Here is a 24,052-nt window from a genome sequence, read left to right as displayed (position 1 = left end):
CGAACATGCGGGAATTCGATCGAAAGCGCATCCTCGTGACGGGCGGTGCGGGGTTTCTCGGCTCGCATCTTTGCGAGCGGCTCGTCGAAGCGGGCCACGACGTGCTGTGCGTCGATAACTTTTTCACCGGCACTCGAGAAAATGTCGCGCACCTGATCCCACGCAGCAATTTCGAGCTGATGCGGCACGACGTGACGTTTCCGCTCTATGTCGAAGTCGACGAAATCTACAATCTCGCCTGCCCCGCGTCGCCGGTCCATTACCAATACGACCCCGTCCGCACGACGAAGACGAGTGTGCACGGTGCGATCAACATGCTTGGGCTCGCGAAGCGCCTGCGCGCGAAGATTTTCCAGGCATCGACGAGCGAAGTCTACGGCGACGCGCGCGTGCATCCGCAAAAGGAAGACTACTGGGGCCACGTCAATCCGATCGGCCCGCGCTCATGCTACGACGAAGGCAAGCGCTGCGCGGAGACCCTCTTCGCCGATTACCGGCGGCAATACGGTCTCGAGATACGGATCGCGCGGATCTTCAATACTTACGGGCCGCGCATGCATCCGGCGGATGGCCGCGTCGTCTCGAACTTCATGGTTCAGGCGCTGTCCGGCGAACCGTTGACCGTCTACGGCGATGGCTCGCAAACGCGCTCGCTTTGCTATGTCGACGACATGATCGACGGATTCGTCGCTCTCATGGATGCGCCGGACGGCACCTGCGATCCCGTGAATCTCGGCAATCCGCACGAGATCACGATGCTCGAACTCGCCGAGCGCATCGCGCGCGCGACGGGCTCCGCCAGCCCGATCACATTCCGGCCGTTGCCGATCGACGATCCCTGGCATCGCCGTCCCGACATTTCATCCGCCCGCGCGCTGATCGGTTGGGAGCCCCGAACCGCGCTCGACGAAGGCCTCGCCGCAACGGCCGGCTATTTCCGCGCACAGCTCGCGCACGCGCGCCATGACGGCCGCGGCGCGCCGCCTCACGGCTCGAGCTTGACTTTCATCCAGCCTGGCTCGCGCGCGTCGAAGGCCTTGTAAGCCTCGATCGCGTCGGCGATCGGCTCGCGTTGCGTGAGGATGCCGATCGGATCGACCGTGCCATTGCGCACGAGTTCGACGAGGTGCGGCGTGATCGCGCGATGGTTGCAGTTTCCCATCCGTATATCGAGGTTGCGGTTCATCGCCTCGCCGATCGGGAAGCTCGTCATGCTTGGCGGATAGACGCCGATGATGCCGATCGTGCCGGCCTTCGCAACGGCTTTGATGGACCACTGCAACGCTTGCGACGGTCCGCTGCCGGGCCTCCATCGGCCGTCTTGGTTATCGGCGCCGGACGCGCGCTGCGGCGCAACTTGCTCGAGCTCGGCGTCGAAAGACTGGCCGCCATGACCGTTCACGGCCGGGCCGCGCTGCGCGCGCTCGGCGTCCACGCCGACCGCATCGATGACGCGATCGACACCGATACCGCCAGTGAGCTCGCGAATTGCCTCCACCGGGTCTTCGCGATCGAAGTCGATCGGGTCGGCGCCTTGCACGCGCGCCATGGCCAGGCGGGATTCGAGCCGGTCGACGGCGAAAATGCGGCCGGCGCCCATCAGCTTCGCGCTGGCAATCGCGAATTGCCCGACCGGCCCCGCGCCGAAGACCGCGACGGTATCGCCGACGCGCACGTTGGCGAGCTGCGCGCCGAACCAGCCCGTCGGAAAGATATCGGACATCAGAATCGCGCGGTCGTCGTCGATTTCGTCGGGCAAACGAATAAGGCTCGCGTTCGCGAGCGGCGTGCGCGCGTATTGCGCCTGCAAGCCGTTGAAGGGACCGCTCGGCGCCGGCCCACCGAAAAACGCCGTGCCCGCGAGCCGCCCGTTCGGGTTCGCGTTGTCGCATTGCGCCGTGTAGCCGGAGCGGCAATACGCGCAATAACCGCACGAAATCGTCGACGGTATGAGCACGCGGTCGCCGTTTGCAAAATTGCGCACCTTCGCGCCCACCGCCTCGACGATGCCGACACCTTCGTGACCGAGGATCGTGCCCGGCTTCATGCCCGCGAGCGTGCCGCGCACCATGTGCAGATCCGTGCCGCAAATTGCGCTCGAGGTGATGCGTACGACGGCGTCGGTGGGCGCCTCGATCGTCGGATCAGGCACCGTATCGAGGCGAATGTCGCCGAGCCCGTGAAATACCACTGCCTTCATGTTCGCTCTCCGTCAGAGTTGCGTTCGAAACAGGAAGCGAAACGAGCAAGAGGGAGTCCCGCTCGGCGCGACGCGGGCATTCGGGCATTGCAAGCCCCGCTGGCCGGGCACGGGCAATGCGCGTCGCAACCGCATCCGCAAGCCGATACCCTCGTTGGAGCCCAGATATGAGCGACGCGCGTTCGATCGACATCTTCCGCTACGACCCCGACCGCGACGCGGGGCCCCATATGCAGCGTTACGAGATCGAGCTGCGGCCCGAAGACCGCATGCTGTTGGACGTTCTCGGGCGCATCAAGGCGCTCGACGAAAGCATTGCCTATCGCCGTTCGTGCCGCGAAGGCATTTGCGGCTCCGACGCCATGAACATCAATGGCAAGAACGGTCTCGCATGCCTCACGAACATGAAGGCGCTGCCGCAGCACATCGTGCTGCGCCCACTGCCGGGTCTGCCGGTGATTCGCGATCTCATTGTCGACATGACGGACTTCTTTCGCCAGTACCACTCGATCAAGCCGTATCTCATCAATGATGAGCAGCCGCCCGAGCGCGAGCGACTGCAAACGCCGGAGGAGCGCGACCAGCTCGATGGTCTTTACGAGTGCATTCTGTGCGCCTGTTGCTCGAGCTCGTGTCCATCGTACTGGTGGAACCCCGACAAGTTCGTCGGCCCCGCCGGGTTGCTCCAGGCGTATCGGTTCATCGTCGATTCGCGCGATCAGGCCACGGCCGAAAGGCTCGATAACCTCGAGGACCCCTATCGGCTCTTTCGCTGCCGAACGATCATGAACTGCGCCGACGTCTGCCCGAAAGGGCTCAATCCGGCCGCTGCAATCGGTCATATCCGATCGATGCTGGCACGGCGCTCACTCTGAGCCGCGCGGGCAACCCGCGGACAACGTTCCTCCACACCAGCCGGGGCGCCCTTGTCGCCCCGGCTTTCTTTAGCCAAACAGCCGACTGCCCGTTGATTGCACTTTTCGATAGCATCAAACCCATTCGTTTGATATCATCTTTCGCTATCGCAGGTGCCGATGAACAGCAAGCATGTCAAAACTCTCAGCGCGATATTCGCCAGGCCCACGCCCGTCAGCATCGTTTTCGGGGACATCGAGGCACTTGTCGTCGCGCTCGGCGGACAAGCCAGGGAAGGCGCCGGTTCGCGCGTCGCGTTCGAACTATGGGGCACGAGCAAGTACATGCACCGGCCGCATCCCGCGAAAGAGGCCAAGCGGTACCAGGTCGAGGTCCTGCGAACGTGGTTCAGCGAATTAGGAGTCAAGCCGTGATGAATGTCATGAGTTACAAGGGATACCTCGCGCGCATCGAGTACGATCCGCGCGACAACATTTTCGTCGGGCACGTGTTGGGCATCGCCGACGGCATCAGCTTTCATGGTGAAACGGTCGACGAGCTGACCGCCGAGTTCCATACGGCTGTCGATCACTATCTGGACGATTGCGCCCGGACGGGGCGCTCGCCGCAAAAACCCGCTTCAGGCAAGCTCATGCTGCGCATCCGCCCGGAGGTCCATGCCGCCGTGGGCATCGCGGCGGCGGCCGCCGGAAAAAGCATCAATCAATGGGTGGACGAGGTGCTCGAGCGCGCATCGGCGAGCTGCCGGATGGCGCTCGCGGTCTGAGCCAAGCGTCGGTTGCTCAGGCGGGAACCGCCAATCGGCGTATCTCATCGGCGAGCGCATCGATCTGCACGGGCTTGACGAGATGCGCCTCGAATCCGGCGCGCTCGGTCCGAGCCCGCGTTGCGCCATCGGCATGACCGGTCAGCGCAATGGCCGGCAGCGCGGGCACCGCGTGCCGACGCGCCACCGCGCGGATTCGCTCGAGCACGTCGCAGCCGTCTTCTTCGCCGAGGGTGATATCGCAGACCACGACGCCCGGCCACCGCGCCGGCACGGTGCGCTCGAGCTGATCGACCGCATCGGCGCCCGACGCAGCGAGCGCCACGCGCGCGCCATGTGACGCGAGCGCCGCCTCCAGGGCATCGCGCGCCTCCTCGTCGTCGTCGATCGCGAGAACCGAGATCCCCTCGAGCATCGATGCGGCAGCCGGAGGCCGGGCGCCAGTGGCGTACCCGTCGACGGTCAAAGCAGCCGTTCTCTCGCCCGGCATCGCTGCAGCGCCCACCGGAACGACGGGTACGAGCGGCAGCGCCGCAACGTAGGCGACGCGTCCGTCGACCGGGGACGGCATGAACGTCCCGCCGGCCGCACTGAGCACCGCCTCGGCAACGGCCGCTTGCTCGTCGGTCAGTTCGGCCGGCTCCTCGTGCGCGCCGAGCACGACGAGCCACGCGCCGTTTTCGCTGCGCTGCGCGCGCAGCTCAACGCGTTGCCCGTAGGCCGCATGCTCGATTTCGTTCGAAGCGAGCATCGCGACAACCCGCTCGATCTCGTCCGTCTCACCAGTGACGGGCAGTTCCGGATCGGCGACATTCGTGCGAAACGCGACACCGCGCGTGGCGGCAACACGAGCGACGCGCGCGGCAATCGCCGAGGCCAGGTCCCCGATCGTCCGCGGCTGCGCGGCGAGCCTGCGCTGTGTATGCTCGAGTTCGCCTTGCTCGCGCTGAAGCGCCCACATCCGCGCGTAGACGCCATGCGGGCGGGCGATGAGCTCGTCGTGCGTGCCTTGCTCGACGATGCGTCCGTGCTCCATGACGAGGATGCGGTCCGCATCGACGACCGTCGACAGACGATGCGCGATCACGATCGATGTGCGTCCTTGCGCGAGCCGACGAAACTCCGTCTGGATTGCGCGCTCCGAGCGCGTATCGAGCGCCGAAGTCGCTTCGTCGAATACGATGATCGGCGGGTCTTTCAGGAAGGCGCGGGCAATGGCGATACGTTGGCGCTCGCCGCCCGACAGGCGCAGGCCGCGCTCGCCTACGCGCGTGTCGTAGTGATCGGGCAAGCGCTCGATGAATGCGTCGAGCTGCGCGGCGCGCGCCGCGCGCACGATGTCGGCGCGCGTCGCCCGGACGCGTCCGTAGCCGATGTTGTAGGCGATGGTCTCGTTGAAGAGCACGGTGTCCTGCGGCACGATGCCGATCGCTTCGCGCAGTGTTCGCCGCGTGACTTGGCGGAGGTCCTGGCCGTCGATCGATATCGTTCCTCGCGACGGCGCATAGAGACGAAAGAGAAGCCGCACCAGCGTCGATTTGCCGGAACCGCTGCCGCCCACCACGGCAATCGTATGCCCGGCCGATGCGCGAAAGCTGATGTCGTGCAGCACTTGCCGCGCCGGGTCATAGCCGAAATCGACGTGCTCGAACACGATCTCTCCGGCCGCGACGACGAGATCGCGCGCGCCCGGCTCGTCGCGATCCTCGTCCCCGATTCCGCCGCCCGCTTCGCCGTAGCGCTCCCCGGCCAGCACCGAAAACATGCGCTCGACGTTCACTAGCGCATCGTTGGTTTCCCGGAAAACGAAGCCGAGCGTATTGAGCGGCATGCAGACTTGCACGATGTACGCATTGACTAGAACCAGATCGCCCACGCTCATGCGCGCGGCCGCGACATGTTGCACCGCGAGCAGCATCGTCGCGGCAATGCCCAAGCAGACGATTGCGCTCTGACCGACATGGAGCGTCGTCAGCGCGCGTTGGTTGCGCAGCCGCGCGATGACCCAATGCGCGAGTACATTGTGATAGCGCTCCGCCTCGATCTCCTCGGCCGCGAAGTACTTGACGGTGTCGTAATTGAGCATGCTGTCCACGAGCCGGCTGTCGGCCGCCGATTCGAGGCGATTGACCTCTCGCTGGACGACCATTCGGCGGCGCGTGAACACCACGGTGTAAATCGCATAGCAAACGAGCGTCGCCCCAATGATCCAGGTGAACTCGATCGTCAGATGGAGCGCGATGATGGCGATGACCGTGCCAATTTCGATGAGGGCGGGAAGAATCGTGAAGAGCCCGACGCCGAGCAAATAACCAATGCCGTCGGTGCCCTTTTGCACGTCGCGCACGATCGAGCCGGTCTCGCGCTTGGCGTGAAACCTTGCGCCGAGCCGATGAAGGCGCGCGAAGGTGCGTTCCGCGAGCGCGGCCACCGTGTGCTGCGTAACGGTGCTGAACACGACGTCTCGCGCCTCGCCGAGCGCATCGCCGAAAAAGCGCAGCAAAACGTAGGCGAGCACGAGGAAGATCGGGATCAGCAGATAAGGCGCCGGGTGCGCGAGATCGTCGACAATCGAGCGCAGCGCGAGCGGTACTGTCACGCCCGCGAGTTTCGACGCGATCATCAATACCGTCGCGCCCAGCGTTTCTTTCCGGTAGCGCCAGACGGCTTGCCAAAGGTCCGCCGCGATGCGCCGCTGCACGCTTGCGCGTGCGCGCCGCTCCAACCTCACGTCGCCAGCCCTTTAGCCGCCGCATCGACGGCGGAAACGCTCACGCCCACCATGAGATTGCACTCGGCGAGATCGTCCCCGCCCTCGCGCGTACGCGCTCGCCACGCGTCCTCCGCCATTGCTCGCAGTGACTCTCTCACGCGCAGTCTGGAAGCGCCGTCGAGCGCGCAGTATCGCCCGAGCACATCGGGCTCGAGCACGAGGTTCAACGCGCAGCGCGAATCGAGGATGCTCAGATCGGCGGCCGAGGCGACCCAGGAAACCTGGATCGTCACGACGTCCTCTGAATCGGTGACATGCGTGATCTTCGTCGAGGGAAAAGGGAAACTTTTAGACAGTGCTTGTTCGATTTCCATAAGGCCTTGGTGGGGATCGAGTGCGACGGTCATGGCGTGCTCCTTTTCGTGCCGCGCGGCGGCGCGCCGGCGTGCAGACCGCGAGCGGCGCAAGATGATACTAAGTTTCGCAATCGCTATACCCGGGGGCGAAGCGACGCACAAAGAGCCGTTTGCGGCACAGCCTTTGCGGAATTACGTATGCGTGCGGAATCAATGCAACGCATAAGGCAACCATTTATAGGAGGACCCCCATGAAAGCCACGATGAAGACTCTGCTTGCTTCGGCACTGACGATCGCATGCGCAACCGGCGTTTACGCGCAGGCTGGCGGCGGCGCGGGCGGCGGCGCCGGCGCGGGCGGTACTGGTGCGGGCGGCGGCACGAGCGCGACCGGCGGCAACGGAACCGGCGGCGGTGCGACGGGCGGCTATGGCGCCACTCCCGGCGGCAATACGCTGAACCAGCCCCAGATGCGCGGCAACGGCAACACGGGTGGTTACGGCACCCCGGGCAGGACCGGCGGCGCGATGGGCAACCGTAGCGACATGAACGGAACGGGCACCAGCGGCAACACGAACGTCCAGCCGGGCTACAACAATCCGAACGACAACCCGCAAAATCAACCCGATTATCAGCATCGCCAGTGACGGGAGGCCGCCCCGGAGCGGGGTCTCCGCTCCGGGGCGCCGCTAGCCTGCGCTAGGCTGCGAGCCCGGCCGCCAGGCTCCCGCCGACGGCCAGCCTGCGCGGCGCATTGCGGTTGCCGTTGCGCGGCGCGCGGCGTCATCACCGCATCAATCTCCTTCGGGCAGCCCTCGCGTCGCGATAGTGCGCGCGATTTGCTGCTTCGCCGCCTCGTAGACACACTCGGGCGTGAAGCCGAATTTGCCTTGCAAATCGCGTATCGGCGCCGACGCGCCGAACGTGTGCATCACGATTTTTGCGCCCGTTCGCCCAACGTAGCGATCCCAGCCGAGCGTGGCCGCCTGCTCGACGGCGACGCGTGCGTCGATTTCCGGCGGCAGCACCGAGGCTTTGTAGCCGTCGTCCTGCCGCTCGAAGATGTCCCAGGATGGCATCGATACGACGCGCGCGCCAATGCCCTCGCCCTTCAATCGCTCATAGACCTCGACGCAAATCGCCACTTCGCTGCCCGTGGCGAGCAGCAACACTTGCGGGGCCCGGCCGTCGTCCGGATCGGCCACGACATATGCGCCCCGCCGCACGCCCTCGGCCGCCGCATAACGTTGGCGATCGATCGTGGGCAACGGCTGGCGCGACAAGACGAGGGCGGACGGACGGCGCACGTTGTTCAATGCGATGCGCCAAGCCTCGACCACCTCGTTCGCGTCGGCAGGCCTTAGCACGGTCAGGCCAGGCACGGCGCGCAGGGTCGCGAGCTGCTCGACCGGCTGGTGCGTCGGACCGTCCTCGCCGAGACCGATCGAGTCGTGCGTGAATACGTAGATGACGGGTACTTCCATGATGGCTGCCAGTCGGATCGGCGGCTTCATGTAATCGCTGAAGATGAGAAAGGTAGCCGCGAACGGACGCAAGTTGGAAAGCGCGAGACCGTTGGAGACGGCACCCATCGCATGCTCGCGCACCCCGAAATGAAGATTGCGTCCGGCCCGGTTGTCGTGCTCGAAGCTGCCCGCGCCTTCGAATTCGAGCAACGTCTTCGTGGAAGGCGCGAGGTCCGCCGCGCCGCCGACGATCCACGGCACGCGTGCCGCGATCGCATTGAGCACCTTGCCCGAAGAGGCGCGAGTGGCAACGCCCTTCGCGTCAGGCTCGAAAACGGGGATGTCCGCATCCCACCCATCGGGCAGCGTATGCGATTCAATCTGCGCCAGCTCGCGCGCGAGTTCGGCGTAGCGTCCTTCGTACTCCTTACGTTTCGCCTCCCAATCGCGGCGAGCCTGCGCGCCGCGCGCACCGATTCCCTCTGCAAAGCGCCCTGGCACTTCGTCGGGCACGTAGAACGTCTTATCTTCCGGCCACCCGTACGCTCGCTTCGCAAGCGCGACTTCCTCCTCGCCGAGCGCCTCGCCGTGCGCGGCAGCCGTATCCTGCTTGTTCGGCGCGCCCCAAGCGATCACGCTCTTTACGACGATGAGCGTGGGCGCGTCCCCCACCGCCTTCGCCTCGTCCAGCGCGGCATCGAGCGCGGCGGTATCGTTCGCGTCGTCGACGTGCAGCGTATGCCATCCGTACCCGCGAAAACGGGTCTCGACGTCGTCGCTGTAGGCGAGATCGGTACGACCTTCGATCGTGATGCGATTGCTGTCGTAGATCCACGTGAGATTGCCCAACCGCAGATGCCCCGCGAGCGATCCCGCCTCGTGCGATATGCCCTCCATCAGATCGCCGTCGCCGCATAGTGCGTAGACGCGATAGTCGAAGAGCGCCGCATCGTCGCGGTTGAAATGCGCGGCGTACCAACAGGCCGCAATCGCCATCCCGACGCTGTTGCCGAGCCCTTGGCCAAGCGGCCCCGTCGTCGTTTCGACGCCGGTCGTGAGACGGTACTCGGGGTGTCCGGGCGTCTTGCTGTCGAGTTGGCGAAAGCGCTTGATGTCGTCGAGCGACACAGCGGGCTCTCGCGTCGCCCGACCTTCATCGTCGACCGCTTTCACCCCCGCGAGATGGAGCGTTGCATAGAGCAGCATCGACGCGTGGCCGACTGAAAGCACGAAGCGATCGCGGTTCGGCCACAGCGGCTCTTCAGGGTCGAAGCGCAGATGCTTCTGCCATAACTGATAGATGACGGGCGCCAGCGCCATCGGCGTTCCAGGATGGCCCGAATGGGCCTTTTGAACCGCGTCCATCGACAGCGTGCGAATCGTATCGATGGCGAGTTGATCGAGGGCAAAATCGGGACGCATGCGGGCTCCTGTCCGGTCGGCGTACAACGAACGATAAATGGCGCAACGTCCGTACCCGCACCCGCGCGCGGCCGCCCGCCGAAGGATAGAAAACGGCAATCCATTCAGCGATCTCAGCAGTTTTTGCAAACGACGCGGCGACAACCCGTCAGGGCAGCCGAGCGCGAATTGGAACGGCCGTTGCTCCGATGACGATGTGTTCAACCCAGCGGCCGCGCGGAGCGCGCACGATGCGCGGACAACACCGCGCCCCGAGGCGCCAAACGCCGTTCGCCGCGCGATAAGGAGGCATCCATGGCCCAACACCCGGCTCATTCGCAAGACCATCGACGGTCGGGGCACCCCTCGCCCGTCGCGATTCAGAAAGCGCTCGCCGGCGTCGACTACCCGACGACGCGCGAGCACCTTGCCGAGACCGCGCGCGCCCATCATGCCGACCAGGATATCGTCGATATGATCGATCGCCTGCCCGACAAGGATTACGACAGCCCCGCCGCCGTATCGAAGGCGATCGGGCAAATGGAATAGCGGGATGCGGGGCGAAGACCGCTCCGGTGACACGGAAACGTTAGGAGAACAGCATGAGCACGACACCCGATCCGATCGGCAGTAAAGGCGAGACGCGTATCGTTGGCAAAGGCAGCGCGGGCGCCGAAGGCCCGGGGCCGTATGTGATGGCGGCCAGCACCCTCGAGGGCGACAAGGTCATGTGCTCGGACGGCAATGAGGTCGGCAAGATCAAGGAGATCATGCTCGACGTCTACACCGGACGCATCGCATATGCAGTCATGTCTGTAGGCGGTTTCCTCGGTATCGGCGACAAACTGCTCGCCATCCCGTGGAACGCGCTGACGCTCGACACCGATCGCAAATGCTTCCAGCTCGGGGTGACGTCCGACACGGTCAAAAACGCACCGGGGTTCGATAAGAATCACTGGCCGGCGATGGCTGACGTGGCATGGGCGAACGAACTCCACGACTATTACGGCAGCGCGCCGTACTGGCGTGGCGCAGCGCAAACCAGAGGCGGCGATGAAGCGGGAGCGCCGCTCGGCGACACGCCGCTCGGCGACACGCCGCTCGGCGACGACTTGCCCCACTGACCCGGTGTAATTCCGAGCGACCGCCTGGCCGGAGCGCCGCCGGCGTCACAACGACAACGCTTGGGCATAAAGGAAGGGGCGGCTCCGCCGCCCCTTTTTCACGCGTCGAGAGCTGAGATGCAAAGCGTTCGAGTCTCAACCGCCGCCTATTCCCTGCAACACCCTGCCTGTCCCCCCGCATACGGTACATGGCTGGCCTTCCACCATTCCCGTGCCGCGGCACACATGACATGGGCTTTCGCCAACTCCTGGCGCATCGGGCGGCCCTTCATCGCCAGGGTTCTGCGGCTCGTTGGATTCTTGCATAAGGTCCTCCGTGAAAGTCGGCGCGAGCGCCTTCAGGGTACTCGGAGCAACCGGCGGACCGGCGAGACATCGTTTTCAGACATTGCCGGCACCCGTGCGATTCAGGAGTGAATGGACAATTCAGATGTGCACGGCTCCTGTTTTATCCAAACGAGCGTATAAATCGATTCGCGATCTCTTTTAACCGCGGCATAAAGCGTTTTGAATATGCACTTCAATGTTACGAGAAAATGACCGGGCCGCAGCTCGAGCCGGATTCAGCCGCCGGGAAACCGTTTTCAATCATCGTATTCCTCATAACGTAAGTAGGTCGCGATGGAAACGTGGTCATTCCGTATTGCGAACCGCGCCCATCGGTATTAGTATGTGGCCAACGTCGAATCGCCAATGATGGCTCGCCGGAAAGCGAGAATCCGAAACAATTACCCATCCCCCGATCGGCGGAGTGGTTATCGTCTGCAATAAATTCCTTCCCGAGCTCTTCGAGGAAGGGCGTGAAACGACTAATTCGTAACATATTACACGAGAGGGCCTCATGCATTGGTTGGGCAGCTTGACGGAATATTTGCCGGTTTTCGTCGCCACTTTTCTCCGACTATGTAAATGATGCGCGATCCCCGGCTTGCGCTCAGGTAGTTGTGCCCGCAACTACCTCGATTAAAACAACTGAGGCCTTTCGAAATCAGGAGTTGAGCATGTTGAGTCCTCATGAAATCGCGACGTTGATTCTGGTTCGGGATGCCCCCGATCAGATAGAGGCCGACCGTGCCGAACTCAGCACGTTGCTCGAGCGCGAGCTTGTCGCGCTCGAACGAGCGGAGCGTGGCCTTTCGCGCCCACGCATCACACAGAACGGTAATTCCGTTCTGGAAGCCTGCTCGCGCATCCGCTGACGAAGGGGGGTTCACGGTCCGCGCCGGATGCCCCAAAAAACCCACGCTATTCAGCTCACATAGATAGGAGTACTAAGGAAATGACTCGCAAGGTCGCCCTCGTGACGGGAGGGATGGGTGGAATCGGTGAAGCAATCAGCGTCCGGCTGAACGATGCCGGGCATAGGGTGCTCGTCACCTACTCTCCGAGCAACACGAATGCGGACAACTGGCTGTCGAAGATGGAAGCTGAAGGCAGACAGTTCCGCGCCTACGCTGTCGACGTAGCCGACTATGCTTCGTGCGAACGCTGCGCCGCGCAGATCCGCGAGGAAGTCGGGGCGGTCGACATATTGATCAACAACGCCGGCATTACGCGCGACGCGAGCTTCAAGAAGCTCGACAAGGGCGCTTGGGACGCCGTGCTGCGTACCAACCTCGACTCCGTCTTCAACATGACGAAGCAATGGTACGAGGGCATGACGGCGCGCGGTTGGGGACGAATCATCAACATTTCGTCCGTGATCGGCTCAAAGGGCGGCTTCGGGCAGTCGAACTATGCGGCCGCGAAAGCCGGCATGCACGGCTTCACGAAATCGCTGGCGCTCGAGCTCGCACGCAAGGGCGTGACCGTCAACACCGTCTCGCCCGGCTTCATCGCCACGCGCATGGTCATGGCCGTGCCGGAGGAAGTGCTCAAAACGAAGATCCTCCCGGAAATACCGGTCGGACGGCTCGGCAAACCCGAGGAAGTCGCGGCGCTCATCGCCTACCTCTGCTCCGACGAAGCAGGCTTCGTTACCGGAGCCAACATTGCGATCAACGGCGGGCAGCATCTGCAGTGATCGAAGCCGGCCGGCGGCCCGTCGTTCGACGAGCCGCGGACGCACAACTGGAAATGGAGCGGTAGGAGGAGACAGCGCAGCGAGAACTCCACGGACGATCGCGCCCCTGGGCCGTTCACACCAATTCGAGGCCCTAACGTTCCGCCCCCGTTCGTCATGCCCGTGCGTCGCGCATCGGGCGCGGCCGAACGGAATTCGCCGCGCGCTGCCTGAGTCGCATCAGACAGCGCGCGGCTTTTTTACGCCCCCTGCTCTGGCCCATTCTTGCAGTGCTCCGCGCATTTGCGCTCGGGCACCGTTTTTGCAGCAGGCGTCGAAGGCTGACGGCATCATCGCCCGCGTGCTCGCTCGGCAACGATGTCCACGGCCCGGAGACTCGGAGCCGCAGCCCTTCCAACGTATCGGGATGACTGCCTATGTCTCTTTCCGTCGCGCGACGCCTCGCCATCGCCGTCTTTCTGCTTGCCGGCGTCTGTCATGGCGCCGAGCCGATCCAGACGTTCGACGTGCCCCGAAGCGCCGTTCGTTCCCCGCCGGCCGCGCAAGGCAATCCACACGCGGAGCCCTCCCCCGTCGAGCCGGTGCCGCCGTCCGACCTGTATGGCGATCTCTATCGCGCCGTCGAACTCGGCGGCGTCTTTCCAGACAGCAAAACCTTCGCCGATATGATCCCGAATGCGCCGCCGCCGCAGATCGTTTCGGACTACCAAGCATCCCGTGGCCAGCCCGGCTTCGATCTACGGGGCTTCGTCGATAGTCATTTCAGTGGGCCGCCGCGCTCCGACAGCAACTATGTATCCGATCCCAATGAGAACGTCGTCGAGCATATCGATACGCTGTGGAATGTTTTACGGCGCGGGCCCGACGCCGTCGTGAGCCGCTGGTCGTCGCTGCTGCCGCTGCCGAAGCCCTACATCGTTCCGGGCGGGCGCTTCGACGAGGTCTACTACTGGGATTCGTATTTCATCATGCTTGGGCTCGAACAAAGTGGGCGCCACGATCTCGCCGTCGACGAGCTCGACGACTTCGCGACGCTGATCGATCGCTACGGCCACATTCCGAACGGCAACCGGACTTACTACCTGAGCCGCTCACAACCGCCCTTTTTCGCGCAGATGGTCGGCCTCATCGCGAACGAGGACGGCGATAAGGTCTATCTGCGCTATCTGCCCGAATTGAAAGCCGAATACACGTATTGGATGGATGGCTCCGATACGCTCTCGCCCGGGCACGCGTTTCGGCACCTCGTGAGGCTACCGGACGGCACGCTGCTGAACCGATACTGGGACGATCGCGACACACCGCGCGACGAGTCGTATCGCGAAGACGTCGCAACGGCGCAGCGAGTACCGCAGCGAAACGCGGGCGACCTTTGGCGCAACTTGCGCGCGGGCGGAGAAACGGGATGGGATTTCAGCTCGCGCTGGTTTGCCGACGATCGGACGCTATCGTCGATCGACGTTACGTCTCTTATTCCGGTCGATCTCAACGCACTGCTCTACGGGCTCGAGACGACGCTCGCCAAGGCGTACCGCGTGAAGGGCGATGCGGCGCACGCCGAAAATATGCAAACACGCGCACGCTCGCGCGCCGATGCCATCCGTCGGGTGCTGTGGGATCCCAAGCTGCAGGCGTTCGGCGACTACAACTTCGTCGAGCGCACGCTCACTCACCGGCTCACCGCCGCCACGGTCTATCCGCTGTTCGCCGGCGTGGCGACGCGCGATCAGGCGCGCAAGGTCGCCAGTGCCGTCAGGCGCGGTCTGCTGAGACCGGGCGGGATGGCCACGACGCAAGCGCGCACCGGCCAGCAATGGGACGAGCCCGACGGTTGGGCTCCGCTGCAATACCTCGCCGTCACGGGCCTGCGTCGCTATGGCGAGAGCGACCTCGCGCGCGAGATCGCGACACGCTGGATCCGGACCACCGTCGAGTACTACGTCCGTACGGGCAAGCTGGTGGAGAAATACGACATTGACACGCGCTCGAGCGCAGTGTCGGCGGGCGGTGGCGAGTATCCGCTGCAGGACGGGTTCGGCTGGACCAACGGCACCTTGCGCGTGCTGATCGCGCTTTATCCGGATGCAGTCGATGTCAAGGCGGCGCGCCCCGCGGCGGCTTCAGCCTCCTTCGCTGGGGCTCCCCCCGGCCAAGCCGCCACCGCCGCAAAAATGACCGATCGTCAGGACTGCTTTAGATCCGGAGGCATCTTTCCTTCGCGTTCCCCTTCGTATTCGCGTTCGGACTCCTCCCCCGCCCCATAGGGAGTCTCGATCCGGTCTGGCCGAATATCGGCATCCTCCGTCAGGGTCGAATCGCCGTCGGCCGATGACCGCTCGCCGGTCCCCCTGCTGTCCGTATCGCTCGAAAGCTCGCTTTCACCTGTCTCGAGAGCGTGCTCGTCCAGTTCCGTGTCGCGATCGAAATCGTGCCGCTTCGCGCCCGCTATGTCGCTGCCCGAATCCGAGGTGTCGCTCGGCCCGAGCGCGCCCGTGTCGCGACCCTCGTCGGACGGTTCCGGCAGAGCGTTGTCGGGATCCAATGTGCTGCCCATGGCGTCATCTCCTCGTTGAACTGATGAACGAATGGTGAACTATCGAGGACTGTTCATCCCCGCCATCATTGCCAGCAACGTGCGCGCCTATCAGCGCGGCGGACGGTTGCGCGAGTCGGTCCCTCGCCGCCTCGCGTGGGCCGCTGGGCCGCGTGGGCACGTGCGATGCGCCACACTCCTTGAGTGTTTTTGTCGAAGGAGTGCCTATGAATCCGCATGCAGGTCGATCGCAAGACGAGCGCGTCTCCGCGCGCAAACAAAAAAAACTGCCTTCGCTGGAGCAGCCCGGCGGGCGGATGGCCGCCGACCAGACCGAGGCGGATCCGACGCATAGCTGCGGCGAGCTCTCGGAGAAGGGAAAGGAAGTCTGGCGCAAAGGTTCCGGCCTCGACGGCGGCGGCAAAAGCGAATAGCCGCCGACTGTCCCATCGGAACGCCCATTGCCGGAATAACAGGCAGCATCAATCGGAGATCAGTCATGCGTAGTCAAAGAATGTCCGGAAACACCACTGACCCGCGCGCGGCGGGCGCACGCATCGTCGGTAAAGGCAGCGAAACGGCGGAAGGGCCGGGCCCCGACGTCATGGCGGCGAGTACGCTGGACGGCGACCGGATCCTCAGCACGGACGGCGATGAAGTGGGCAAGGTGAAAGACATCATGCTCGACGTTCAGACGGGACGCATCGCTTACGTCGTCATGTCGTCGGGCGGCTTTCTCGGTATCGGGGACAAGCTGCTCGCCATTCCGTGGAGCGCACTGACGCTCGACACGACGCGCAAGTGCTTTTTGCTCGCGCTGTCGTCCGAACGAGTCAAGAACGCGCCGGGATTCGACCGAGACCACTGGCCGGCGATGGCGGACCGCTCCTGGGCCACGTCGCTTCACGAGTACTACGGCCGCGAGCCCTATTGGCGCAGCCTCGGCGCCGACGACGAGTATGAGCGAGGCGTCGGCACAGCTACGGAGGATCTCGATCCCGACGCGCCGGAATCGGGCGGCGTCAAGCTGTAGGAAACTGTAGGAACTATTCCCCCCTCAGCCCGGCGATGCGCCGCTCGTTGCTTCGGGGCGGCGCGCGGGGGCGTTGCTTCCTGGGCCGGGACGTTTCGCGCGCTCGCGCGAAGTGTCCCCGCCGGTTCCGCTACTGGCCGGCGGGACCGCTGTTGTTGCCGAGGCCGCCGTCGATGCTCCGGCCGTGCCGACACCGCCTTCGGTTCCGGGTTTTCGCGCGGAGTCGTCGGTGACGACCCCTTGAGCGAACGCGCTGCTGCACAGCGCCGCGAATGCCCCGGCGGCGACAGTTCGCGCAAAGCGAGCAAAAGACGTCATTCGATGTCTCCATCATCCATCCGTCGCCGCGCCAATGCATGTGCCGAGACGCGCAGCGTCCTTCGTGCACCAGGTCACGGCGTTCACTTGTGCAGGACGTGCCGCAAGACTCGGACTTCGCGTGGCGTGACCGGCTCCGCCTCGTTGCCCCAGGCACTGCGCACGAAAGTCAGCACGCGCGCCATTTCCGTATCGGTGAGCTTGGCGGCGAACGACGGCATTCGTTCGGGCTTCGGGCCGCCATCGGTTTGGGCCGCGCGCCCGCCTTCGATCAGCAGCCGCATCAATGAAGTCGTTTCAGGCGCGATGACTGTCGGGTTGCCCGCTAGGCGTGGGTACTTGCCCGCCTCTCCCCGTCCATCTTCCTTGTGGCAGCGCGCACAGAATGCGCTGTAAATGCCCGCGCCGGGCACCTCGATTGCGCCTGTGCGCAGGACGTCTACAGTGCGATCGCTCTTTTCCTGATCGCTATTCGCGTGGCCGCTCTTCGCGCGAGGCGGCAAAGTCTTGAGATAGGCGGCGATGGCATGGCGGTCCGCATCGCTCATGTATTGCCCGCTGTCCTCGATCACCTCGACCATGCTGCCGAATGCCGCGAGGCCGCCGCCATGACCGTATCTCAGGAATTCGGCGATGTCATCCGCCGAGAACCGGCCGAGCCCCGAGCCGGGGTCCCCCGTCAGATTCGGCGCAAACCAATGATCGAGCGTGCCGCCCGTGAGATAGAGCGGATCGCCGTCGCTGAGCCCGCGCTCCTGATAAGCCGGGCCCCGCGGCGTATGGCAAGCGCCGCAATGGCCGAGCCCCTGCACGAGATAAGCGCCGCGATTCCATTGCACACCGCGGTCCTCGCGCGGCGAGAACCGTTCGTGCGAAGCGAAGAACTCGTCCCAGAACACGAGCGCCCAGCGCTGGTTGAACGGGAACGGCAGATCTGTCTTGGGGGCTGGTCTCGCCACCGGCTTCACGCCGTGCATGAAATACGCGTAAAGCGCATGCATGTCGTCGTCGCTGATCTTCGCGAACGACGGATAAGGCATCGCCGGATAGAGCCGCTTGCCGCCGGGCGCGACGCCCTCGCGCACGGCCCGCTCGAAGTCGCCATAGCTATAGCGGCCGATGCCGTAGGTCGGATCGGGCGTAATGTTGCTCGTCCAGATCGTTCCGAATGGCGAGCCCATCGGCAGTCCGCCCGCGAACGGATCGGTCTTCTTGCCGCCGTTCCTCGCCGGCGCCGCCGTATGACATCCGGCGCAATCGCCAAGCTTCGCGAGGTAGGCGCCGCGCTCGATCAGCGCTGGGGAGACATCCCCTCCGGCGCCGGATGGCTGTGAACGCGCCGGTGTAACGCGGATGAAGAAAACGGCCAGCGCGGCGAATGCGATCAGGAGAACGAACGCTGCTCCGGCATGACGCCGCGCCGACAAGACGAACCGTGCAAACAAGATCAACCTCCGGTCCCCCGCGCGTCCACCGTCAGCCGCACGAGGAAATCAACCCCGTCGCGATGTCGGTGGCGACCAGCGCGAAGAGGAATACGACGCTCGACATGAATCCCACGCGCGCGACGAACGTCTCGCCGTTCGGACGGCTCCCCTGCTGGCCGCCCTTCTCGCCCGGCGATTTCGCCGCGAGGCGGCGCCAGTAGCGCCAGCAGAAATAGGTCCCGGCGATACCGACTAGCAGTGCGGCCGCGCTTACGCCGATGACGGCACGCAACGCGGCGTCCGCATACGAGGCTCGCATCGGCGCATCGTAGGGAAAGCAGCTTTGCGCGACGAGCGCTTCGGCGATGGCGACCTGCATCGTCCATGCGGCCGGCGCCGCGAGCACCGCGACAAACACTCGCCATGGCGATATCGATTCGGCATTGCTTGTCATTTCCATGAGTCTTTCCACTTTTGTCGCACGCTGCGCGCGCAATATCGTTATCTGATCCAGTACGGCGTCAAGTAGATCGTCGTGAAGATGAAGAGCCACACCACATCGACGAAGTGCCAATAGAGCCCACCGATCGTCAATGCGGCGTGACGATGCGCTTCGAAGTAGCCGAGTGCGGTCCACGTGCAGAGCAAAATCAGCACGACGAGGCCCACGAGCACGTGAGCCAGGTGAAACCCGGTGATCGTGAAATAGAGCGAGCCGTAGAGATTCGAAGTCAGGCCGTACGGATGCGCATGCCACTCGTGGAGCTGAATTCCCACGAAGATGATGCCGAGCACGATGGCAACGATCATCGATATGACGGCGGACCGCACACGCCCGCGCTTGACGAACCGCTCGCAAAGCCAGACGAAGCCGCTGCTCGATAGAAGAATCAGCGTATTGATCGAGCCGAGCGGAAGCTTCGGCAGGCCTTCAGGCGGCCAATGGCGCGTGTTCTGCACCGCGAGGTAAAAGTACGAAAAGATCAGATAGCCGAAGAGCGATCCTTCGGTCACGATCAGCATGAGGCAAGCGAGCCAGCCGGCTGCCCGTTCGCCGGCACTGCCGACGGGAACGGTGTTGCCGGGCTGGAGCAAGACGGCCGATTGCGCATCGCTGGCCATGGTCAACCTCCCGAAGCCGGTTCCGGCTCGCGCTGGATCAAGGCGCGCTCCGGCCAGAGCCAGACGATCAGCGATATGGCGCAGGCGGCAAGCATCAGCCCTGTAAAGACCCAGGCACGAAAGGCGAGACCGGTGAAAAACAGCGCCCCGAACAGGGCGAGGAAGAATGGCGTGTAAGAGTCCTCGGGCATCTTCAGAATGACGTACGGCTCGGCTTCGAGGGCGGTCGTTCCGAGCGCCTCTCTTCCACGGTCGAGCAGATAGCCCTCGGTGATCCGCGAGCGCGGTCCGTCTTCGCTCTCGCCTTCGATACGCCCCTCCCAAAGCGGATGGCGGCTTGCGACGATCGGCAGTACGGCGAAGTTGTACGGCGGCGGCGGCGAGGACGTCGCCCATTCGAGTGAATGACCGTCCCAGGGGTTGTCGCCCGCGATCGGTCCGTGCTTGCGGCTGTAAAACACGTCGACGAGAAAGAGCAGCACGCCCACGGCGAAAACGAATGACCCGATCGTGGTGAGCAAGTTCACCGTATTCCAGCCCATGTTCGGCGCGTAGGTGTAAATCCGCCGCGGCATGCCGAGCAGCCCTGCGATATGCATCGGGAAAAAGCCGAGATTGAAGCCGATGAACATGAGCCAGAACACGATTCGGCCGAGCCGCTCGCTCATCATTCGCCCCGTGAACTTCGGGAACCAGAAGTAGATCGCGCCTACAACGGGAAACACATTGATTCCGATCAGCACGTAGTGCAGATGCGCGACGATGAAGTAGGTGTCGGTCAGCTGCCAGTCGAGCGGAACGGCCGCCGTCATGACGCCCGACACGCCGCCGATCACGAAAAGCAGCACGAAACCGGCGAAGAAGAAGAACGGGACACGAAACACGGGCCGGCCGGTCCAGATCGTCGCCACCCAGGCGAACGTCGCGACCGCGCTCGGTATCGTAATGATCATGCTTGCCGATCCGAAGAAGGACAGCGCGAGCGGCGGCAGTCCTGTCGCGAACATATGGTGGATCCACACGACGAAGCCGATCACCATCGTGGCCACCGTGGAAATCGCAACCGGCCCGTAGCCGACGAGCGGGCGCCGGCAGAACACGGGCAGCGCGTCGGAGACGATGCCCATCGCGGGCAGCACGACCACATAGACCCATGGATGCGCGAAGATCCAGAACATGTGCTGCCAGAGCAGCGCGTGGCCACCGGCGGTCACATCGAAGAAATGAGTGCCGATGCGGCGATCGAGCCAGAGCATGAAGAATGCAAGGCTGACGGAAGGCACGGCGAACAAATTGGCGCCCGAGATCGTCAACGTGCCCCACACGAGCACCGGTATCCGATCGAGCGACATGCCTGCCGCGCGCATTCTCAACAGCGTGACGATGAAGTTCACCGCACCGACGGTCGTCGAGATGCCGAGTAGGACCATGCCGAGCGCATAGACATCGATGTTGGGCCCGACATCGTAAGCGAGCCCCGAAAGCGGCACGTAGTTGAACCATCCGGCATCGGCGCCGAGTCCGAGCGGAAAGCTCGCATAGAGAAAAATGCCGGCAAAGACATAGACCCAATACGAAAACGCGTTGAGCCTCGGCAAAGCCATGTCGCGCGCGCCGAAGACGAGCGGCCAAAGATAGTTCGAGAACCCCGAGAGCACGGGCAGCGCATAGAGGAAGATCATCGTCAGCCCGTGCATCGTGAAAAGCTGGTTGTATGCTTCGGGCGTCAGCAGCGTCTCGTTCGGCCCCGCAAGCTGAATTCTCATCACGAGCGCTTCGAGCCCCCCGATCAGCAGAAAGACGAACGAAGTGACGAGATAGCGAAGGCCGATCTCCTTATGATCGACTGTCGAAAACCATCCCCGCCAGCCGGGCCGCGTCTCCCACATCTCGCGAAGGCGCGCCTCGCCTTCGGCATCGATGGTTCCGCGCACGAGCGGCCGCGACAGCCGCAACGAGTTCTGCGATTCGCCGGGAAGGGACGATGACGATGCGGGCGTATCGGACATCGACAAGCTCCTTTGTTATTGCAGTGTGGCGAGATAGGCGGATAAGGCAGTGGCATCGGACGCCGACAACGGCATCGAAGGCATCAACGAATCGCGCTTCAATTGCTGCGCGTGCTCGATCCAGTCGAGCCGGTTTTCCGGCGTATTGGTGAGCTGGCCCGCCGCAATGAGGCGCCGCGACGCGAGATGAGTGAGGTCTGGCCCTTGCATGCCGGCTGCTCCGCCTCCGCGCACGCTATGACAACCCGCGCAACGATCGTTGAAAATGCGCTTGCCGGCGATCGCGTCGGGCGCCGCCGGCGCCGCGGCGCCCTGCGCCTGCGAACGGCGCCATGCATCGAACTGCGCGGCCGGCTCCGCCACGACTTCGAACGCCATATGCGCATGCTGCGCGCCGCAAAACTGCGAACATTGCCCGCGATAAATGCCCGGCGCATCGGCTTCGATCCACTGCTCGTTGATCTGGCCGGGAATCGTCTCGGTTTTGCCCGCGAGTTGCGGCACCCAGAAAGCGTGAATCACGTCGGCGCTGCGCAGCTTCACCTGTACCGGCACGCCGACGGGAATATGAATCTCGTTCGCTGTCGCGAAGCTCTGCGAAGGATTGTCCGGGTCCGGGTATTCGACCTTCCACCACCAGTCGTACGCCGTGACGTCGATCGTCAGTCCGGGCTCGCGGTGCGGAGACGCGACCGATTCGAGCGTCACCATCGTATAAATGAGCGCCGCGAACAGCGCGACGGTCGATATTCCCGTTCCGACATAGATCCACCGTACACCGACCGATTCCGCCCCGACGCGGTCGGTCCGCGCGCCCGGCCGCCTGCGCGCGATCGCTCCCACGAGCAGGACGGTGATGATGATGACGACCGCCGAGACCAACGCGATGAGAGCCCACTCCAGCTGCTGCGTCGGCTCGCTCGCCGGTCCCGCCGCATGGGCGAGATACTCGAGCGGCGCCGTTTTCATTGTCCGCTGGAAGAATCGTCGTCCCGCTGCTTGCCGGGCGCGCTACCGGGTGCTCCGTCGTCTTCGCTCGGCTTGCCCTCGCCGTTCGCCTCGCGCCCGGATTCGATTCGTGTGGCACCCCCGACTGCCGTCGGATCGCTGGCCGGGAACGTATCCTCGACACCTCGGTCGATGCGCTCTTCCTCGCGCTGTTCGTCATGCTCATCGGTATGACGTTGATCCTGCGCTTGCCGGACTTCCTTGTCTTTGTCGCCCATGATGCTCTGCCTTTCGTTGATGCATCGAACGTCCCGCGAGCCGCAAGGCTTATGCCTGATTTAGGCCGAGCAACCGCTGCGCGGGCACTCCCGTCGCCGTGTAAAAGCTTCTCTGGATTTCCCTGGCCAGCGCACGCTTGCGCGCGGCCGAACCCCTTGCGAGTGCCTCGCGCACGGCACATGCCAGCGCACCTGCCGGGCATGGCCATTGCGGACGTTCGTGCACGTTTGTTTATCCATTCTTTCGTCAACCCATTGCCGCCTTGACCCCATGAACGAAGGAGAAGAATCCACCGAGCAAGCAGGCCATCAAGAAGACGCGGGCAAAAGCGAACGCCGCTCGAACGGCGACGACCGCCCTGATCGGAAAGAGTCGGAAGGCACTGGAAACGGACGTAAGCCGCGCAAAAAGCTGCCGCTCGTCATTCTGGCGGTCGCCGTCGTCGCAATCGGAATCGGTGCGTTCTTCTGGTGGTTCTCCACACGCAACCAGGAATCGACCGATGATGCCTATACCGACGGCAACGCGATAGCAATCGCGCCGAAGGTCTCCGGCTACGTCGTCAGCCTTGCGATCAACGACAACGTCTACGTCCACAAGGGCGACTTGCTTCTTGTCATCGACAAGCGCGACTACCAGGCACGCGTCGACGAAGCGCGAGCCCAGCTCGGCCTCGCTGATGCCCAATTACATGCGGCCGAAGTGCAGCTCGACATCGCTCGCGTGCAGTTCCCGGCCGCCTATCGGCAGGCTCAGGCGGAAACGGACTCGGCTCGCGCGGACCTGCGGCAAGCCGAGAAGGACTATGCGCGCGAGCACGGCGTCGATCTGCGCGCCACCACGCAGCAAAACATCGACGCGGCCGACGCGCGCGCCGCGACCGCGCGCGCCAACGTCCGGCAAGCCGACGCACGCCTCGCCACGGCGGCGCTCGTACCCGATCAGATCCGGCAGGCGACCGTCGCCGTCGAGGAGCGCCGCGAGTCCGTCTCTCAGGCCCATGCGCAGCTGGCTCAGGCCGAGCTCAACCTCGGCTGGTGCGAAATTCGCGCGCCGGCCGACGGTTGGGTCACCCGTCGCAACGTGCAGCTCGGCAGCTATCTGCAGGCCGGCACGACGCTCTTTTCGCTGGTGACGCCGCCCGTCTGGGTCGTGGCGAATTACAAGGAATCGCAGCTCGATCGGATGCGCCCGGGCGACAGAGTCAAGATCGACGTGGACGCCTACCCGAGCCTCGAACTGCGTGGCCATGTCGACAGCGTCCAGCAGGGCAGCGGCTCGCGCTTTTCCGCCTTCCCCGCCGAAAACGCGACGGGCAACTTCGTGAAGATCGTCCAACGGGTGCCGGTGAAAATCGTCATCGATAGCGGAATGCCGAAGGATCATCCGTTGCCCTTCGGCCTCTCGGTCGAGCCGACCGTCTATTTCAAGTGACCGATATGACCCAAGCGACGAGTT

24 protein-coding genes are annotated in these 24,052 nt (G+C 64.0%); 13 read left to right on the top strand and 11 right to left on the bottom strand.

Going from position 1 to position 24,052, the window contains the following annotated elements; all coding sequences use genetic code 11:
- Positions 1-5 precede the first annotated feature (5 nt).
- Complete coding sequence (locus tag B0G57_RS13785; RefSeq protein WP_051090142.1) at positions 6-1,043, top strand: UDP-glucuronic acid decarboxylase family protein; 1,038 nt, start codon at positions 6-8, stop codon at positions 1,041-1,043.
- On the opposite strand, the gene B0G57_RS13780 is transcribed toward B0G57_RS13785, so the two are convergent.
- The gene (locus B0G57_RS13780; protein ID WP_018443954.1) at positions 986-2,200 is read right to left on the bottom strand and encodes a zinc-dependent alcohol dehydrogenase; all 1,215 of its coding nucleotides are present in this window, start codon (positions 2,198-2,200) and stop codon (positions 986-988) included. The two genes, B0G57_RS13785 and B0G57_RS13780, sit on opposite strands and share 58 nt — an antisense overlap.
- 167 nt (positions 2,201-2,367) lie before the next feature.
- Between B0G57_RS13780 and B0G57_RS13775 the strand changes: the two genes are divergently transcribed.
- From B0G57_RS13775 to B0G57_RS13765, 3 genes are all read left to right on the top strand, one after another.
- Positions 2,368-3,075 carry a succinate dehydrogenase/fumarate reductase iron-sulfur subunit gene (locus B0G57_RS13775; RefSeq protein ID WP_018443953.1) on the top strand — a complete coding sequence of 236 codons (708 nt, stop codon included), beginning with the start codon at positions 2,368-2,370 and terminating at the stop codon, positions 3,073-3,075.
- A gap of 159 nt (positions 3,076-3,234) precedes the next feature.
- On the top strand, positions 3,235-3,489 hold the full coding sequence (locus tag B0G57_RS13770) for a type II toxin-antitoxin system HicA family toxin (protein ID WP_018443952.1): 255 nt from the start codon (positions 3,235-3,237) through the stop codon (positions 3,487-3,489).
- Complete coding sequence (locus B0G57_RS13765) at positions 3,486-3,842, top strand: type II toxin-antitoxin system HicB family antitoxin (RefSeq protein ID WP_026230276.1); 357 nt, start codon at positions 3,486-3,488, stop codon at positions 3,840-3,842. The genes B0G57_RS13770 and B0G57_RS13765 overlap by 4 nt, the downstream gene beginning before the upstream one ends.
- 16 nt (positions 3,843-3,858) lie before the next feature.
- Here the strand turns inward: B0G57_RS13765 and B0G57_RS13760 are convergent, their stop codons facing one another.
- Positions 3,859-6,567, bottom strand: coding sequence for an ATP-binding cassette domain-containing protein (locus tag B0G57_RS13760; protein ID WP_018443950.1), 2,709 nt, complete (start codon positions 6,565-6,567; stop codon positions 3,859-3,861).
- Between the two features lie 2 nt (positions 6,568-6,569).
- Positions 6,570-6,962, bottom strand: a complete 393-nt coding sequence (locus B0G57_RS13755; protein WP_020566568.1) for a DUF3022 domain-containing protein — start codon at positions 6,960-6,962, stop codon at positions 6,570-6,572.
- A gap of 200 nt (positions 6,963-7,162) precedes the next feature.
- Between B0G57_RS13755 and B0G57_RS31100 the strand changes: the two genes are divergently transcribed.
- Positions 7,163-7,558, top strand: coding sequence for a hypothetical protein (locus B0G57_RS31100; RefSeq protein WP_018443948.1), 396 nt, complete (start codon positions 7,163-7,165; stop codon positions 7,556-7,558).
- Between the two features lie 147 nt (positions 7,559-7,705).
- Here B0G57_RS31100 and tkt read toward each other — a convergent pair whose 3' ends face one another.
- Complete coding sequence (tkt, locus tag B0G57_RS13750; RefSeq protein ID WP_018443947.1) at positions 7,706-9,799, bottom strand: transketolase; 2,094 nt, start codon at positions 9,797-9,799, stop codon at positions 7,706-7,708.
- A gap of 294 nt (positions 9,800-10,093) precedes the next feature.
- On the opposite strand from tkt, the gene B0G57_RS13745 reads away from it, so the two are divergent.
- The 5 genes from B0G57_RS13745 to treF all read left to right on the top strand — a co-directional run bounded on the left by B0G57_RS13745 (position 10,094) and on the right by treF (position 15,189).
- On the top strand, positions 10,094-10,327 hold the full coding sequence (locus B0G57_RS13745) for a DUF2795 domain-containing protein (protein ID WP_018443946.1): 234 nt from the start codon (positions 10,094-10,096) through the stop codon (positions 10,325-10,327).
- A gap of 53 nt (positions 10,328-10,380) precedes the next feature.
- The gene (locus tag B0G57_RS13740) at positions 10,381-10,902 is read left to right on the top strand and encodes a PRC-barrel domain-containing protein (RefSeq protein WP_018443945.1); all 522 of its coding nucleotides are present in this window, start codon (positions 10,381-10,383) and stop codon (positions 10,900-10,902) included.
- A 1,001-nt stretch (positions 10,903-11,903) separates the two neighbouring features.
- Positions 11,904-12,101: a hypothetical protein gene (locus tag B0G57_RS13735; protein ID WP_018443944.1), complete on the top strand. Its 198-nt coding sequence runs from the start codon at positions 11,904-11,906 to the stop codon at positions 12,099-12,101.
- Between the two features lie 80 nt (positions 12,102-12,181).
- Positions 12,182-12,925 carry an acetoacetyl-CoA reductase gene (gene phbB / locus B0G57_RS13730; RefSeq protein ID WP_026230275.1) on the top strand — a complete coding sequence of 248 codons (744 nt, stop codon included), beginning with the start codon at positions 12,182-12,184 and terminating at the stop codon, positions 12,923-12,925.
- A 416-nt stretch (positions 12,926-13,341) separates the two neighbouring features.
- Positions 13,342-15,189, top strand: coding sequence for an alpha,alpha-trehalase TreF (gene treF / locus B0G57_RS13725; RefSeq protein ID WP_018443942.1), 1,848 nt, complete (start codon positions 13,342-13,344; stop codon positions 15,187-15,189).
- Here treF and B0G57_RS13720 read toward each other — a convergent pair.
- On the bottom strand, positions 15,108-15,479 hold the full coding sequence (locus tag B0G57_RS13720; RefSeq protein ID WP_026230274.1) for a hypothetical protein: 372 nt from the start codon (positions 15,477-15,479) through the stop codon (positions 15,108-15,110). The two genes, treF and B0G57_RS13720, sit on opposite strands and share 82 nt — an antisense overlap.
- A gap of 206 nt (positions 15,480-15,685) precedes the next feature.
- On the opposite strand from B0G57_RS13720, the gene B0G57_RS13715 reads away from it, so the two are divergent.
- Complete coding sequence (locus B0G57_RS13715; protein WP_018443940.1) at positions 15,686-15,892, top strand: hypothetical protein; 207 nt, start codon at positions 15,686-15,688, stop codon at positions 15,890-15,892.
- 80 nt (positions 15,893-15,972) lie between these two features.
- Positions 15,973-16,491, top strand: a complete 519-nt coding sequence (locus tag B0G57_RS13710; RefSeq protein WP_018443939.1) for a PRC-barrel domain-containing protein — start codon at positions 15,973-15,975, stop codon at positions 16,489-16,491.
- 401 nt (positions 16,492-16,892) lie between these two features.
- Here B0G57_RS13710 and B0G57_RS13700 read toward each other — a convergent pair whose 3' ends face one another.
- From B0G57_RS13700 to B0G57_RS13675, 6 genes are read right to left on the bottom strand one after another with little or no spacing between them, the layout of a single operon-like run.
- Complete coding sequence (locus B0G57_RS13700) at positions 16,893-18,260, bottom strand: c-type cytochrome (protein WP_018443937.1); 1,368 nt, start codon at positions 18,258-18,260, stop codon at positions 16,893-16,895.
- A 25-nt stretch (positions 18,261-18,285) separates the two neighbouring features.
- Complete coding sequence (locus B0G57_RS13695) at positions 18,286-18,696, bottom strand: hypothetical protein (RefSeq protein WP_018443936.1); 411 nt, start codon at positions 18,694-18,696, stop codon at positions 18,286-18,288.
- 41 nt (positions 18,697-18,737) lie between these two features.
- Entirely contained in the window at positions 18,738-19,358 is a 621-nt protein-coding gene (locus tag B0G57_RS13690) for a cytochrome c oxidase subunit 3 (RefSeq protein ID WP_018443935.1), read from the bottom strand.
- A 2-nt stretch (positions 19,359-19,360) separates the two neighbouring features.
- Entirely contained in the window at positions 19,361-21,367 is a 2,007-nt protein-coding gene (gene ctaD / locus B0G57_RS13685; RefSeq protein ID WP_018443934.1) for a cytochrome c oxidase subunit I, read from the bottom strand.
- A 15-nt stretch (positions 21,368-21,382) separates the two neighbouring features.
- Positions 21,383-22,336 carry a cytochrome c oxidase subunit II gene (gene coxB / locus B0G57_RS13680; protein ID WP_018443933.1) on the bottom strand — a complete coding sequence of 318 codons (954 nt, stop codon included), beginning with the start codon at positions 22,334-22,336 and terminating at the stop codon, positions 21,383-21,385.
- Positions 22,333-22,593, bottom strand: coding sequence for a hypothetical protein (locus tag B0G57_RS13675; RefSeq protein WP_018443932.1), 261 nt, complete (start codon positions 22,591-22,593; stop codon positions 22,333-22,335). The genes coxB and B0G57_RS13675 overlap by 4 nt, the downstream gene beginning before the upstream one ends.
- Before the next feature lie 271 nt (positions 22,594-22,864).
- Here B0G57_RS13675 and B0G57_RS13670 point away from each other — a divergent pair, with 271 nt between their 5' ends.
- The gene (locus B0G57_RS13670) at positions 22,865-24,028 is read left to right on the top strand and encodes an HlyD family secretion protein (RefSeq protein ID WP_018443931.1); all 1,164 of its coding nucleotides are present in this window, start codon (positions 22,865-22,867) and stop codon (positions 24,026-24,028) included.
- Positions 24,029-24,052: the final 24 nt, after the last annotated feature.

It is taken from the genome of Trinickia symbiotica (genome assembly GCF_002934455.1).
In the GTDB taxonomy this organism is placed as follows: Bacteria; Pseudomonadota; Gammaproteobacteria; order Burkholderiales; family Burkholderiaceae; genus Trinickia; species Trinickia symbiotica.
Note: the sequence above shows the minus strand (reverse complement) of the source record. Positions and strands in the feature narration are given on the sequence as shown.